We start from the raw sequence: 15,026 nt of genomic DNA on the forward strand, positions 1-15,026 counted from the left end.
TTAAGCCTAAGCATTTAAAGATTTTCTTAAATTAGAAACTATAGGTGAAAGCCACTACACCTAAATTTTTCTGTTTTTCGTTATAGCGGTTCTTACCACCAAAAATATATTGTCCACTCAATCCGAGTTCTGGTGTCAAGGCATAATCTAGCCCGATAGATGAGAAGCGATAAGCAAATTCTCGTTTTGTATCACCGAGCTCTAGACCTTCATATTTCCCCTTATCATTAAAATAGCTCGCTGCAGCACTTGCTGTAGCAGATAATTTATCATTGAGTTGGTGGGTATATATTACGTTTAGATAAGTATCCCCTTGGTTTGCATACACGACATCATATGTATATGCAGATAAACTGGTTGATAAAGAGTTTTTATCATTGAATTGGTGTGTGGCAGTTACCCCCATTTCATTGGAAGTTGTATTTGACGCGTTCGGATAGAAATAAGTGGCATTCCAAATATTCCAATTTGTCCTACCAGTATCAAAACTGTAGCCGACAATAAAGTCGTGCTCTAATTTATCAGTTTTACGGCGCTTATCACCTTGAAGTTCAGCATAAGAGTAGCCTAGTGTAGAACCCCAATACCCGACATAGAAGTTGTTATAACTGAGGTTTAGACCTGTTTGAATTGTGAGGTCATCATTTTCTGGTGCATTTGTTAAACCACGTGAAATGTATTTGGAGGTTAATGTGACATATCCATCAAATTGAATTGGTGAATTTGTTTCTTGATTCGTAGAATTTGCATAACTGGGTAAAATAATAAAGCTAGCAGTGCTCAACAACACTGCTTGAGTCGTTTTAATCATCATAAAATTTATAATTTAGAAAATGAGGGTGAAGTTTCTGCACGATAAAATGGTGCATCTGAAGGGGTTAAAGCAGGTCGATTACGAATGTGATCTGCAATCTTCTCGGCCATCATGATCGTCGTTGCATTGAGATTACCAGTAATAATCAGCGGCATGATAGAAGCATCGACCACTCGCAACCCATCTATTTCATGGACACGACCGTAACCATCTACAACAGCTAAATCATCTTCACCCATTTTACAGCTACACGAAGGATGATACGCTGTTTCTGCATGATTTTTTACAAATTCATCAATTTGCTGATCTGTTTTTAATGCTGAACCTGGACTAATTTCTCTACCTCGATACTGATCTAATGCAGGCTGATGCATAATTTCTCGTGTAATTCTCACGGCATCACGGAATTCGCGCCAATCTTGTTCAGTGCTCATGTAGTTAAATAAAATGCTCGGATGATCAAAAGGATTTTTCGAGGTTAAGCGAATTCTTCCTCTTGACGGCGATCGCATAGATCCAACATGTGCTTGAAAACCATGTTCATTGATTGCATTGGTACCATTGTAGTTAATTGCAATTGGTAAAAAGTGATACTGGAGATTCGGCCACTCAAACTCATCACTAGAGCGAATGAATCCACCTGCTTCAAACTGATTGCTTGCACCAATTCCTTTACCCAAAAACAGCCATTCAGCGCCAATTTTAGGTTGGTTATACCATTTTAATGCAGGGTAAAGACTGACGGGCTTCTTACATTGGTATTGAAGATACATTTCTAAATGATCTTGCAAATTTTCACCCACTCCCGGTAAATCTTGCACAACCTTTACATCCAGTGACTCTAATAATGACTTAGCTCCTACCCCTGAACGCTGTAAAATTTGAGGTGATGCAATAGCACCTGTGCACAGCAATACTTCTCGCTCAGCATAGACCTTGTGTAAATTTGTTGCATCTTGACCAAGAATGTATTCAACACCGATAGCTTGTTTTTTTTCAAATAAGATTCGATTGGTTGTGGCATGCGTAATAATCGTTAGATTCTGACGACCTTTAGCTATATCTAAATAGCCACGAGCGGTACTGGAACGTCTGCCTTGAGGTGTCACCGTACGATCCATTGGACCAAAGCCTTCTTGTTGGTATCCATTTAAATCATCCGTACGTGGATATCCAGCTTGCACACCCGCTTCAACCATTGCATGAAATAACTCATTATTGTCTGACTTTGGCGTAGCAACACTAACTGGGCCTTGATCACCGTGATATTCATTTGCACCAATATCTCTAGACTCTGCTTTTTTATAGTAAGGTAAACATTCAGCATAACGCCAATGACTGAGTCCTTTTATTTGAGACCATTGCTCTAAATCCATGGCATTCCCACGGATATAACACATACCGTTAATTAATGATGAACCACCTAAACCTTTACCACGTCCACATTCCATACGGCGGTTATTCATATGTGGTTCTGGATCGGTCAAATATGCCCAATTATAACGTCGACCTTGTAAAGGATAAGCCAAAGCAGCAGGCATTTGAGTTCTAAAATCTAAACGGTAGTCAGGGCCACCCGCTTCAAGGAGCAGAACTTTAATTTCTGGATCTTCGGTGAGTCTCGCTGCAAGTACATTCCCAGCAGAACCTGCACCTATGATAATGTAATCATATGTCATAGTGTTCTCCTTAGGCTTTAAATACAGATTGAAATGGACTTAATTCCACTTGTACCGATTTGATTTGCGTGTAGTGTTGTAAAGTCGTTAAACCATTCTCTCTTCCTACACCAGAATGCTTATAGCCACCGACTGGCATTTCAGCTGGAGATTCACCCCACGTATTGATCCAACATATACCTGCTTCAATTTGGTGGATGATTCGATGTGCTTTGACAATATCAGGGGTAACCACGCCAGCAGCCAATCCATAAGAAGTATTATTAGCGCGACGAATCACTTCTTCTTCTGATGTATATGTCAAAATACTCATCACAGGACCGAAGATTTCCTCTTGAACAATGGTCATCTCATCTCGACAATCACTGAAGATTGTAGGCAGTACAAAAGCACCATTTTTTAAATGATCATCTGTTGCTCTAGAACCACCACACACTAAACGTGCTCCCTCGCTTTTAGCAGAATCGATGAATGCCAAAATTTTATTCATATGCGCAAAGCTAGATACTGGTCCAAAATTTGTTTCTGAATCGAGCGGATTACCTAAGCGGATATAAGGAATACGTTCTAATAGCTTTTCTTCAAATTTTAGTTGTAATGATTCTGGAATAAACACTCGTGTCCCATTCGTACATACCTGTCCAGAACTATAGAAATTTGCCATCATTGCAATATCTGCAGCTAAGTCTAAATCAGCATCTTCACAAATAATTAATGGTGACTTCCCACCCAACTCCATCGTGACTTCTTTAAGACTCGATTCAGCAGCTTGAGCCATCACTTTTTTTCCAGTGCTCACACCACCAGTAAATGAAATTTTCGCAATATCTACATGCTGGCTTAAATAGGCACCAATATCACCGCCCCCTGTTACAACATTGAATACCCCATCTGGCACTCCAGCTTCGGTATAAATTTCTGCCAATTTAAAGGCTGTTAATGGGGTAATCTCGCTGGCTTTGAAAATCATTGCATTCCCCGCCGCCAAAGCAGGTGCTGACTTCCATAAGGCAATTTGAATTGGATAATTCCATGCTCCTATACCAGCTACAATTCCCAAAGGTTCACGGCGTGTATAGACAAATGAATCTGTTCTTAAAGGAATCTGTTGACCCTCGAGTACAGGTAAAATTCCAGCGTAGTATTCGAGTACATCAGCCCCTGTCACAATATCTACAGTCGATGTTTCACTATATGCTTTACCACTATCTAAGGACTCAATGGTGGCAAGTTCATCATTTCTTTCACGTAAAATAGCTACAGCTTTATTTAAAATTCTTGAACGCTGCATATAAGTCATTTCAGCCCAAACTTTCTGTCCTTGTTTGGCAGATAGAATGGCTTGATCCACATCCTGTTGAGAACATGCTTGAATGGTCGCGAGAACTTGCCCCGTGGCTGGATTAATCGAATCAAAAGTTTGACCTGATTGAGCATCGACGAATTGTCCATGAATATAAGGACGTTGTAATGGGAATTTATTCATACGATTAGCCTCAGATATAGTAAATATTAAAAATTATTGTGTAAGTTGCTGCTGGATAAAGGCATGGCAAAGACGGATAGAAAGATCAGTATCAATATCACTTCTTGTTAATGCACCCCTTAACCAGAACCCATCAATTAATGCAGCCAACCCTTGAGCTGCTTGCTCAGCTTTTAGGGGGCTTAAACGTTTTAAAAACTCATGTTTTAAATTTGAATGTAGACGACAGTGATTCACTTGCTGTAATCGGTGTAGATCGGGTTGATGCAAACTAATAGCCCAAAACGCGAGCCATACTTTCATCGCGGCTTGATTGGTCTGAGGAGTAGCAAAATTCGCTTTAACAATCGCCATTAAACGATCTTCTGGAGAATGTCCAACCTCTGATTTTAGATCCCTTACACTTTCTCCAAGTTGCTGTAGTAAATAGCGCATGGTTGCCTCAATCAATCCATTCTTGCCACCAAAATAATGACTAATAATACCCGTGGAGACACCTGCTCTTTGCGCGATCTGTTGAATGGATGCATCAGCAAAACCGAGCTCATTTACAGTGGAGAGAGTGGCATCAATCAATTGTTGACGACGAATGGGTTGCATACCAACTTTTGGCATAAGATGACCTAAACTTACAGGAGATTATAATTAGCGTTTATCAATAAGAACGCTGTAACATTAGTAAACGTTTTTTTAATTGAACGTTCAATCAATAAAAATTATAGTGCTATTACTTCCATGATGTACAGCTCAGTTTGTTTTGTATTTGCAAAAGTTTGTAATTGTGGATCAAGCAAGCTTCTATCAGGATATAAATCGAACTGCGCTGTAGATCATTTCATTACTCATTGAATGGTCACTGATTTATGCATAACAAAAATGATCAAACGCAGGATAGTTTGAATAAGGTCGTGTTTTATGTATCAGCATCATTGATACTTTTGTTTTCGATCACCACAATTTTGTTTAATGAAGATGCTAATAACGTCATTACACAAACCCTCGATTGGGTAAGCAGAACCTTTAGTTGGTATTACCTGTTGGCTGCGACAATCTATTTTGTCTTTATTGTATTTATCGCATGCTCTCGATATGGCGAAATTAAATTAGGACCTAAACACTCTAAGCCTGAATTTAGTTTACTAAGTTGGTCTGCAATGCTCTTTTCTGCGGGTATTGGTATTGATCTCATGTTCTTTTCCGTGGCTGAACCTTTATCGCATTACATGAACCCACCTGTGGGTGAAGGACAAACCTTTGAAGCAGCACGTCAGTCCATGGTATGGACCTTGTTTCATTATGGTTTAACTGGTTGGAGCATGTATGCATTGGTTGGTGTAGCCTTAGGTTACTTCAGTTATCGTTATAACCTTCCCCTTACGATCCGTTCAGCTCTCTACCCTATTTTTGGAAAAAAAATTAACGGCCCTATAGGTCATACTGTAGATACAGCAGCCGTCTTAGGTACAATTTTTGGTATCGCGACTACCTGTGGTATTGGTGTCGTACAACTCAATTATGGTCTTCATGTTCTTTTCGATCTACCTGAAAATTTGTGGATTCAAGCTGGTCTAATCGGGATCGCGGTGGTCATTACTGTAATTTCAGTAACGGCAGGTGTGAATAAAGGGATTCGCGTACTTTCTGAAATCAATATCTATGTCTCGATTGGATTACTCCTCTTTATTCTTTTGATTGGTAATACAGAATTCTTACTCGCAGGCTTAATCCAAAATTTAGGTGATTACCTCAGTCAATTCCCGAAATTGAGTTTAATGAGTTTTCCATTCGAACAACCTAAAGAATGGATGAACAGTTGGACGCTTTTCTTTTGGGCTTGGTGGATTGCATGGTCGCCATTTGTCGGTCTGTTTTTAGCACGAATTTCTCGTGGTCGTACCATTCGTGAGTTTGTATTTGGTACGTTGATTATTCCTCTACTATTTACACTGACTTGGTTATCCATCTTTGGAAATAGTGCACTTCACAATGTAATTTTTGATGGTAATGCACAACTTGCAACAACCGTTTTAGAAAATCCAGCGCATGGTTTCTATGACCTACTTGCACAATATCCTGGTTTTACCTTCTTAGCAGGTATCGCAACAATAACAGGATTATTATTTTACGTCACTTCTGCAGACTCAGGCGCTCTTGTTTTGGGTAATTTCACGACAAAATTCACCAATATCGAGCATGACTCTCCAAGATGGCTCAGCGTATTTTGGGCTATAGCCATTGGTTTATTAACCTTAGCGATGCTGATGGCAAATGGTATTACCGCCTTACAAAACACAACCATCATCATGGGTCTGCCTTTTAGCTTTGTCATATTCTTTGTGATGGCGGGTTTATACAAATCCTTGAGGTTGGAAGATTTCAGACAAGCCAGTACTAGCTTAAATGCCGCGCCAGTCGTGGGCAATGTGGATATTCTCAATTGGAAAAAGCGACTCAGTCGCGTAATGCTTCATCCAAGCCATGAACAAACATTAAAAATGTTAGATGATGTGTGTAAACCTGCAATGGATGCTGTGGCACAGGAACTTTTATCCAAAGGTGTCAAAGTCGATGTGAATACTAAGCCTCTTGAAGATAATGCTGAGCTTTATCATTTGGACCTCATTATTCACTTGAATGAAGAAGAAAATTTCGTATATGAGATTTGGCCCGTTCGTTATGACACCCCTAACTTTAGTACCCGTGCTAAACGAACAAAGCGTTATTACTATCGTTTAGAAAGTTACTTGTTTGAAGGTTCGCAAGGTAACGATTTGGTCGGTTACAACAAAGAACAAGTGATTAACGACATTTTGGACAAATATGAACGTCATATGATGTACCTTCATATTAACCGAATCAGTCCAGGTAAACGTCCACAATTTCCTGATCGTGACATTTAGTTAGTAGTAGCTCATCTAAACAAGGAAAATGACCATGTCAGAAAGTCTAAACGCCTTTGCTCTATTTTTTTCGTTGCTTAATCCCTTTTTAATGAGCATTTATATGCTTGGGATTATTCGAAATTCAGATGCAAAAGTTTTTAATATGGCGCTGATCCAAGGTAGTTTGATTAGCTTTGTGGTTTTTGTCATTTTTGCTAAAACAGGTGAAGCCTTTTTTAATGATGTGCTTCATGCACGATTTGAATCTTTCCAAATTTTTGGTGGGATCATTTTCTTGGTGATTGGTTATCGTTATGTATTTGAAGGTGCTGATACGATTGGGGTCATGCGTGGAGCACCAAATCATTTGGCTGGTACAATCGCCATGCCATTTATGATCGGTCCAGGAACGATTTCTGCATCTGTGATTACAGGCATTCAATTAAGTTTATGGCAGACGATCACAGTCATCTTTATGACCTTATTCTTAACCTGTAGTCTTTTGATATTAATGAAATATTTGCATGATAATTTACAGCACAAATATTCTAATTATATCGACTTATATGTAGATATCGTGGGGCGTGTTGCTGCATTGCTTATCGGTACGATTGCCATCGATATGATCGTGACTGGTGTTACTGGGATCATCAATGGCTAATTGAAGACTATTGTTGAAATTTATAAAAAAGGAGTCTTAGCATTGACTCCTTTTTTAAACCCTAATATTTAGAATCTATATCCGATATTTAAACTATACACCGTTGGATCTACGTCCACACTTCCTACCTTTTCTCCATTTACTTTTACATCAGTTTTGATATCCGCATATCGGATATCAGCACCAACACTCCATTGAGGGTTAAATTGGTAATCTACGCCTATTTGACCAGCCCAACCAAAAGAATCTGAGAGATCGAACTTATCACCACTATATAATCGGTCATTAAAAAAATAGGTGTAATTTAAGCCCAGACCCACATAAGGTTGTAACTTTTCATTTGGTAAGAAGTGATATTGCACACTGAAAATTGGAGGTAAATGTTTTGTTTTTGCGACTTCATTACCAGCAACATTAATTTTATGTTCAGGTGGCAAACCGACTAACACATCAAATGCGATATTTGGTGTATAAAAATAAGAGATCGTGCCAGTGACTCCCCAAGCATCATCTATTGTAACTGGTGCTGTTCGATTAAAAATACTACCTGGAGAAGATGTGGGATCAATATTGCTAATCGCACCTCTTACCTTCCATTTATAATCTGCGCTTTGCGCATTAGAACTTAATGCCACGGTACTCAATAAAATCGCGAATAAACCAAAACTTAATTTATCATTCATATCATTACCCATTTTTTATAAATATCTGAAATTTTGAAGATTGTTAATCAATTGAATTGAATGCTTTAGATCATATCGATAATTCTTTTTGATGGTTATTTTTTATTCTGATTTGTTTTGATGATTTTTTATTTAAGAAAATTTATTCAATTTAAATGGATTTTTGGAATATTGTTTTTAATTTAAGTGAGGAAAGAACATATGCCTAATTTGGATTCCAATCAGTAATGATGAAACAAGAAACAAATCTTATTGACCTTACCACAATGGGAAGGTTTAGAATGATCATGACCTTATTTCAATCAGCATATGGAGTTAAGTATGTCATCTACTTCAACTAAATCTATTCAAATCAACATTGAAGGAATGACCTGTGCTGCTTGTGTAAGCCGAGTTGAAAACTCATTGAAAAAAGTCGAAGGTATTCAAAATGCCAGTGTGAACCTCGCCACTGAAATAGCTCAAATTGAGTTAACAACAGACGTAACAGATCAACAAATCATTCAAGCCTTAAATAAAACAGGTTTTAAAATTAAAAAATGGGCAACAATAAAATTAAAAATTTTAGGCATGACTTGTGCTGCATGTTTGAGCCGAGTTGAACGTTCTTTACTAAAAATATCAGGTGTATTAGCAGCACAAGTAAGTTTGGCAACTGAGATAGCAAGCATTGATCTACTTTATCAAGTTCCTGTTGATCAAGTTATTGAGCGTATCGAAAGATCAGGGTTTGAAGCTGTACTTGAACAGCAAGCGATCACAGCACTTCCAGATCGCGAACTTGAATCAAAAAAAATTCTCAAGCATTTTATTATCGCACTTGTACTCAGTTTACCTATATTTATCATTGAAATGGGGTCGCACCTCTTGCCTTCATTTCATCATTTTATAAGTACTTACATCAGTCAAAATCAGAGTTGGTTATTCCAATTTATTCTTGCGACTTTAGTTATTTTTATACCTGGACGGCATTTTTTCACACAAGGTATCAAGTCACTGATAAATTTACATCCTGACATGAATTCTTTGGTGAGTTTAGGATCAGGAGCTGCCTATTTATATTCTATTGTTGCTACGTTCTTTCCAAGTTTATTGCCACAACAGTCAGTACACGTCTATTACGAGCCTGCAACACTCATTATTACATTTATTTTGTTAGGCAAATATCTAGAAGCACGAGCTAAAGGGCGAACTTCTGCTGCGATTCAACATCTGATTGGCTTACAACCTAAAACAGCACGGGTTAGAGTATCTGACCTCCAGACTAAAGATATCTCGATTGATAAAATTACAATCGGTATGCAGGTTGAAGTTCGGCCTGGTGAAAAAATTCCTGTAGATGGCGTGGTTATTTCAGGTGAAGGCTTTGTAGATGAATCAATGATCAGTGGTGAATCTTTTCCGATCCACAAATTGATGGGTTCAGAAGTCGTTGGTGGAACCATCAACCAAAATGGATTTCTTGTCATTGAAACCAAACATACTACTGAAAGTAGCATTTTATCGTCAATTATTCAGTTGGTTGAAAATGCTCAGACACAAAAGCTCCCCATACAATCTTTAGTCGATAAAATCACATTATGGTTTGTTCCAGTTATCCTCTTGATTTCGATGATTACTTTCATCGCTTGGTTTGTGCTTGGACCTGAACCTAATCTCAGCTATGCGTTGATTAACGCCGTTTCTGTTTTGATTATTGCATGCCCTTGTGCGATGGGTCTTGCAACCCCGATGTCGATAATGGTTGCGACGGGACGTGCTGCTGAACACGGAATTTTATTTAAAAATGCGACTTCACTTCAAAAACTTCGAGAAATTTCAACATTTGCATTTGATAAAACTGGAACCTTAACAATAGGTCAACCTGCGATTAGTCATATCGAGATTTTCGCCCCATTTACACTTCAGCAGGTTCTACAAACTGTCGCATCTCTTGAATATAACTCCGAGCACCCAATTGCTAAAGCGATTGTTCAATATGCATCCGATCATCGTGTAAAGATGATCGAAATTTCAGAATTTAAGAGTATTTCAGGATTCGGCATTCAAGCACAATTGAATGGTCAGGATATTAAAATTGGATCTGTAGAGTTTATTACTCGAGAAAACGCTAAGATCTCTCATGCACTCTCTCAACATCAAAGATTACTAGATGAAGCTCAAACACCAATCGCGGTCTCCATCGATGGTGAGATTGCATCAATTATTTTAATCACTGATCAATTGAGACCTGAAGCCCATGAGGTTATGACTCAACTTAAAAAGAACGACAAGCACATTGCTTTGATTACTGGCGATCATCAAAATGCAGCGCAATATGTGGCGAATCAACTTAATATCAATGCAGTTTATGCACAGGTCAAACCACATGAAAAGTTAAACATCGTTGAGACTCTTCAAACACAATATGGAAATGTTGCTTTTGTCGGTGATGGTATTAATGATGCTCCTGCACTTGCACAAGCTCAAGTCGGTATTGCGATAGGTTCAGGTACAGATGTCGCCATTGAAACGGCTGACCTTATTTTAATTTCATCAAATTTGAATAACTTATCTAAAGCCATCAAATTAAGCGAAATGACCATTAGAAATATTCATCAAAATCTGTTCTGGGCTTTTTTATACAATATTTGTCTGATTCCAATTGCTGCAGGTATCCTTTATCCCTTAACAGGTATCCTGCTCTCACCTGTTTTAGCCGCAATCGCAATGGCACTTTCTTCGGTATTTGTACTAGCGAATGCTTTAAGACTCAAAACTTTGAAATTAAATTAGCAGCTTAAAACAAAGGAAAGATCATGAATATTGGCGAATTAGCACGACGTTCAGGCTTAACTGCTAAAATGATTCGATATTACGAAAAAATCGATCTCATTTCTGTTCCGATCAGAAGCGCTAGCGGTTATCGTGTTTACACAGAGCAAGACCTTTCGACTTTAAGTTTTATTAAACATGCTAAAGATCTTGGTTTTTCGATCGATCAAATCAAAAGATTAGTTGAGCTTTGGAAAAATCCTGACAGAAAAAGTGCTGATGTGAAAAAAATTACAGATCAACATATTCATTTTTTGACAGAACAAATTCATTCGATGCAATCAATGATTTTAAAATTAAAGGCTGCGAGTCAGATGTGCTCTAATGATTCGACTTCAAACTGCAGTATTCTGAATAAAATTGAACATATTCAATCGTGACAGTAATAGATGTTAACTAACGCAAGAGGTTATTATGAAATTATTTATTGAAAATATTAGTTGTTCGGGTTGTGCTAAAGGTGTCACTGCTTCAGTAATGTCACTTGATCCTAATGCTAGCGTCAATGTAGATGTTGCCAACAAAATTGCAGATATTTGTACAACATATAGCTTTGAAAAAATCGCTGAAGTTTTGACTGAAGATGGTTTCCCTCCTGAATTAAAAGATTAAATTGCCATAAAAAAGGCGAAACATTGTTTCGCCTTTTTTGATAAAACGCATACCGTAGTATGCGTTTTATTATGAATTATTAAATAATTTGAATGTTTTGAAGTAGCTGCTCCAAAGTTAAATCCGTATTATTTTGTAGACCAATATTCAGTAATTCAGTTTTGTTGAATTGAGATCCATTTACCCCATCTCTATCTAAACTGATCACAGTATTGCCTTGAGAGTCTTTATCAATAAAAACAAAGTCTCCAATATTATCTTTACTCACAGTTTGACCACTCAAGAGTTTAGAAACATCAATCTTATCTACACCAACTTCGAAATCCAACCAAGTATCAAAACCATTTCCACCTGTTGCATCATCGGCTTTCTCAAGTACGTTGAAGATTAATGTATCAGCACCAGCACCTAATGTGAAAGTGTCATCACCAGCAGTACTTGTAACAGTTTCATTGTATTGCGAACCTTTGAAATCGACACCTACATTGATTTCAATTACACCGGTTTTTTTCGTTCCATTGATACTTGTGACTGCGTATTCAAATACTTCTGTCCCATATTTCCAATCGAAGTCATCTAAAGTTCCGTTAAACTCAGCTTTACGAATATATTCATAAGTACCATCTACAAATACTTTCAAATCTCCATATAACCCAGATACCGTTAAATAATTCTCTGTTGTAGAATTCACCACATTTTCATTATTTAATACATAATCAGTTTTACTGTCCGTCAATTGCAGTTTTTTACCTCTAAACTCGATTGTGACATTTGACTGACTATCACCATTGTAAATATAAGAATTTTCCAACAGATCTTTCGATTGGTCATTCAGTATGTTGCCTTGAGCGGTTCTGTTAAGGTATGCAAATGTTTTATCTGCATTAACAGTAACAGTATAGTTTGTGCTGTCTAATTTATAACTTTCTGGATTTAGAACATAAAGCTTAGATTCACCATACTTCACATCATAGCTAACAACATAGGAACCTGGTGGGGTTATCTCTAAAACTAACTCATATTCACCAGCTTCTAAATTTTGGAGATTAATATTTTTAATCTCAAATTGTTTTCTATCATTTGAAATTTTGTTAGCACCATTAGCTCCATCTATAACATTACCAAATTTATCAGTTAAAGAAATTTTGCTTGAGGTATCACCTTTTTTGCGAAGATAAACACTATAAGAACCACTTTGCTGACTAAGGCTTTGAATTTTTGCAGACAGTAAAATATCACCAATTTCCAGAACACTATGATTTTTAATATCAAAGGTGTTAAGTACAATCAGTTTTTTACCACTACCAGACGTGGAACCAGAATCTTCATCAGCTGCAAATATAGTTTCATTATCTACTGAAACTTTTGAATCTTGTGAAGTCGGATTAGAGAAATCAAGATCACTAAGTTTGACATCTAAAGTAGAAGTAACGATTTCATTATTCGGACCTTTCAATGCGTAAGTGAATGTATCCACATCTCCGACTTTACCTGAATGATCAGCATTCAATTGATAAACATAGCTGCCATCATCTTTGACAATGAGCTTTCCATATTTACCTTGAACCTCTTTTGAACTTGGAACTGGTTTCCCATTGACTTGATACACTACAAATCCATCTGTAGATTCATTTCCAAGTTGACCTTCAGCTGATAAACCACCATCCATTTTAAAAGTTTCGACAGTATAACTATCAACGTTTAAAGTTAAAATATCACCTACACTTAGTCCACCTTGTTCCGTAGAGAGGAATACTTTGTATTGACCTTCCGGTAAAACAAGATCGATGTTTTCTTTAGATTCTCCTGCACCTGTTACAAGAGCAACAGTTCTATACCATTCTTCTTTTTGAAGATATAGATCCCATTGTTGGGTTACGTCATTAAATTTGAGTACCTGAAGATCAACTTGCATTGATCCTAGACCAATGACGTGACCTGCTTGTGAACTTAATGAAATATTATGAATCTCATTTTCTTTAACATTGATTTCAAGTGGATTTTTAATTTCGGCAACATTAATACCTGCGATTGGTCCTATACCAACACTTATTACACCGCCTTGATCATACGTTGTCTTAAACGCAGGATTCTCTTTAATGTAATTTGACTCAGAATTAACAATATTGACCAATACCTCTTGGTATTCAATGTCCAATTCCTTAATTTTTTGTGCAATATCAATTGTCAGTTTCGCTGTAGATGGTTTACCTGTTTGCGGATCTACAATTGTATAAGAGATGATCTCTTGTTGACCCCATAATTCAGTAACAGCCAGTTGTTCAGTTGAGTTTAATTTGCTTGAATCGACACTATATGTGTAAGTACCATCCTGAGCAAATACAAACTCGCCGAATTTACCTTGCACTGTCGTTAAACCATCAATGATTTGAGACTCCACTCCATCAATAGATACACTCTTTAATACTGGCGTACGATTAATATCGTAAACGTCTTGACCATTTTCCGAATCTGTATTTTCAGATCCATTATTAACATCACGAATCAGATTTCCAGTTATAGAACCACTAAAATCTACTGCTTTGGTGAAATCATACATCTTGTGATCTAATAAACCTAGACCATCACCACCGAGTGCACTAATACCACCATTATTCACCAAAGAGATACGATATTCGCCTTGTTCATCAAGCGTAATTTGGCCTTGTTTTTTTCCACCCAAGAAAGCTACAGTCAACCAATCATCATAATTTTGTACAACTACCCATTGATCCTTAGTTCCTGGGATTTTCTTCTCAACTTTCAAGTCAAAAGTCTGACCAACTTTAATCCCGCCAGCAGTTCCCTCAAGTGATAACTCGTGCTTAGTACCTTCAACGACTTTGAGTGTGAGGTAAACTCCATCTTTGCTTACTAGAGTCTTAGGGTCGGCAACTTCAGATGAAAATAGTGAATTTAAGACACCAACATCTGCTCCTGATCCCACACCAATATCAGCAACACCAAATCCAGTGGCTTTTACTAAATATCCCTCGACAGTTTTATCTGGGTAAGAATCCTTAAGAGAATAAATAATACCTTCTTCTTCATTTTCTTCTGGTAATTTAATTTTATCAAATACAAGTTTCGTATCATTATCAACTGCTTTAATGATGACACTGTCATATTCTATTTTGGCTACTTCAGCCTTTTTCACAGCTAAATCAAGCGCATCTTTGGCTTCAATAAAATCTTTTGCAGATGCCTCTGGCTTACCCACAAGATTTTTTGCATTTTCGATTGCTTGATTAAGACTAGCTTGGATGGAGTCTGGTAAATCAGAAACTAATTCTGCTTCTGCTATCGCAGCTTTTAATGCTTCTTCAGCTGCATCTTCAGTTACTTCTTCCGCTGTAGCTTTTTTCACTGCAGTTTCTAAAGTATCTTTGATTTTT

At 37.4% G+C, this 15,026-nt stretch carries 11 protein-coding genes; 5 read left to right on the forward strand and 6 right to left on the reverse strand.

All coding sequences use genetic code 11. The features are described 5' to 3' along the window. Positions 1–31: 31 nt before the first annotated feature. From AC1M9F_RS03835 to betI, 4 genes are read right to left on the reverse strand one after another with little or no spacing between them, the layout of a single operon-like run. On the reverse strand, positions 32–811 hold the full coding sequence (locus AC1M9F_RS03835; RefSeq protein ID WP_481597123.1) for a TorF family putative porin: 780 nt from the start codon (positions 809–811) through the stop codon (positions 32–34). 8 nt (positions 812–819) lie between these two features. Continuing rightward, positions 820–2,493: a choline dehydrogenase gene (gene betA, locus AC1M9F_RS03840; protein WP_481597103.1), complete on the reverse strand. Its 1,674-nt coding sequence runs from the start codon at positions 2,491–2,493 to the stop codon at positions 820–822. Between the two features lie 10 nt (positions 2,494–2,503). Further along, positions 2,504–3,979, reverse strand: coding sequence for a betaine-aldehyde dehydrogenase (betB, locus tag AC1M9F_RS03845; RefSeq protein ID WP_481597104.1), 1,476 nt, complete (start codon positions 3,977–3,979; stop codon positions 2,504–2,506). A gap of 33 nt (positions 3,980–4,012) precedes the next feature. Next, positions 4,013–4,594: a transcriptional regulator BetI gene (gene betI, locus AC1M9F_RS03850; RefSeq protein WP_481597105.1), complete on the reverse strand. Its 582-nt coding sequence runs from the start codon at positions 4,592–4,594 to the stop codon at positions 4,013–4,015. A gap of 248 nt (positions 4,595–4,842) precedes the next feature. Between betI and AC1M9F_RS03855 the strand changes: the two genes are divergently transcribed. Both AC1M9F_RS03855 and AC1M9F_RS03860 read left to right on the forward strand, forming a co-directional pair. Next, positions 4,843–6,879, forward strand: coding sequence for a choline transporter (locus tag AC1M9F_RS03855; protein ID WP_481597106.1), 2,037 nt, complete (start codon positions 4,843–4,845; stop codon positions 6,877–6,879). Between the two features lie 34 nt (positions 6,880–6,913). After that, a complete protein-coding gene (locus AC1M9F_RS03860; protein WP_035268656.1) occupies positions 6,914–7,522 on the forward strand; it encodes a MarC family protein in 609 nt (202 codons plus the stop codon). Between the two features lie 68 nt (positions 7,523–7,590). On the opposite strand, the gene AC1M9F_RS03865 is transcribed toward AC1M9F_RS03860, so the two are convergent. After that, positions 7,591–8,205, reverse strand: a complete 615-nt coding sequence (locus tag AC1M9F_RS03865) for an OmpW/AlkL family protein (RefSeq protein WP_481597107.1) — start codon at positions 8,203–8,205, stop codon at positions 7,591–7,593. Between the two features lie 309 nt (positions 8,206–8,514). Here AC1M9F_RS03865 and AC1M9F_RS03870 point away from each other — a divergent pair, with 309 nt between their 5' ends. From AC1M9F_RS03870 to AC1M9F_RS03880, 3 genes are read left to right on the forward strand one after another with little or no spacing between them, the layout of a single operon-like run. After that, a complete protein-coding gene (locus tag AC1M9F_RS03870) occupies positions 8,515–10,980 on the forward strand; it encodes a heavy metal translocating P-type ATPase (RefSeq protein ID WP_481597108.1) in 2,466 nt (821 codons plus the stop codon). A 23-nt stretch (positions 10,981–11,003) separates the two neighbouring features. After that, positions 11,004–11,399, forward strand: coding sequence for a Cu(I)-responsive transcriptional regulator (gene cueR, locus AC1M9F_RS03875; protein WP_481597109.1), 396 nt, complete (start codon positions 11,004–11,006; stop codon positions 11,397–11,399). 34 nt (positions 11,400–11,433) lie between these two features. Beyond that, entirely contained in the window at positions 11,434–11,631 is a 198-nt protein-coding gene (locus AC1M9F_RS03880; RefSeq protein ID WP_481597110.1) for a heavy-metal-associated domain-containing protein, read from the forward strand. Between the two features lie 79 nt (positions 11,632–11,710). Here the strand turns inward: AC1M9F_RS03880 and AC1M9F_RS03885 are convergent. Beyond that, on the reverse strand, positions 11,711–15,026 hold a 3,316-nt coding region (locus tag AC1M9F_RS03885; protein ID WP_481597111.1), incomplete at its 5' end, for a type I secretion C-terminal target domain-containing protein.

It is taken from the genome of Acinetobacter sp. ANC_7504, from assembly GCF_056779995.1.

Excerpts from the sequence above, each read along its gene's own strand:
- AC1M9F_RS03835 (WP_481597123.1), bottom strand. The coding sequence starts at position 811 with ATGATTAAAACGACTCAAGCAGTGTTGTTGAGCACTGCTAGCTTTATT.
- betA (WP_481597103.1), bottom strand. The coding sequence starts at position 2,493 with ATGACATATGATTACATTATCATAGGTGCAGGTTCTGCTGGGAATGTA.
- betB (WP_481597104.1), bottom strand. The coding sequence starts at position 3,979 with ATGAATAAATTCCCATTACAACGTCCTTATATTCATGGACAATTCGTC.
- betI (WP_481597105.1), bottom strand. The coding sequence starts at position 4,594 with ATGCCAAAAGTTGGTATGCAACCCATTCGTCGTCAACAATTGATTGAT.
- AC1M9F_RS03855 (WP_481597106.1), top strand. The coding sequence starts at position 4,843 with ATGCATAACAAAAATGATCAAACGCAGGATAGTTTGAATAAGGTCGTG.
- AC1M9F_RS03860 (WP_035268656.1), top strand. The coding sequence starts at position 6,914 with ATGTCAGAAAGTCTAAACGCCTTTGCTCTATTTTTTTCGTTGCTTAAT.
- AC1M9F_RS03865 (WP_481597107.1), bottom strand. The coding sequence starts at position 8,205 with ATGAATGATAAATTAAGTTTTGGTTTATTCGCGATTTTATTGAGTACC.
- AC1M9F_RS03870 (WP_481597108.1), top strand. The coding sequence starts at position 8,515 with ATGGAGTTAAGTATGTCATCTACTTCAACTAAATCTATTCAAATCAAC.
- cueR (WP_481597109.1), top strand. The coding sequence starts at position 11,004 with ATGAATATTGGCGAATTAGCACGACGTTCAGGCTTAACTGCTAAAATG.
- AC1M9F_RS03880 (WP_481597110.1), top strand. The coding sequence starts at position 11,434 with ATGAAATTATTTATTGAAAATATTAGTTGTTCGGGTTGTGCTAAAGGT.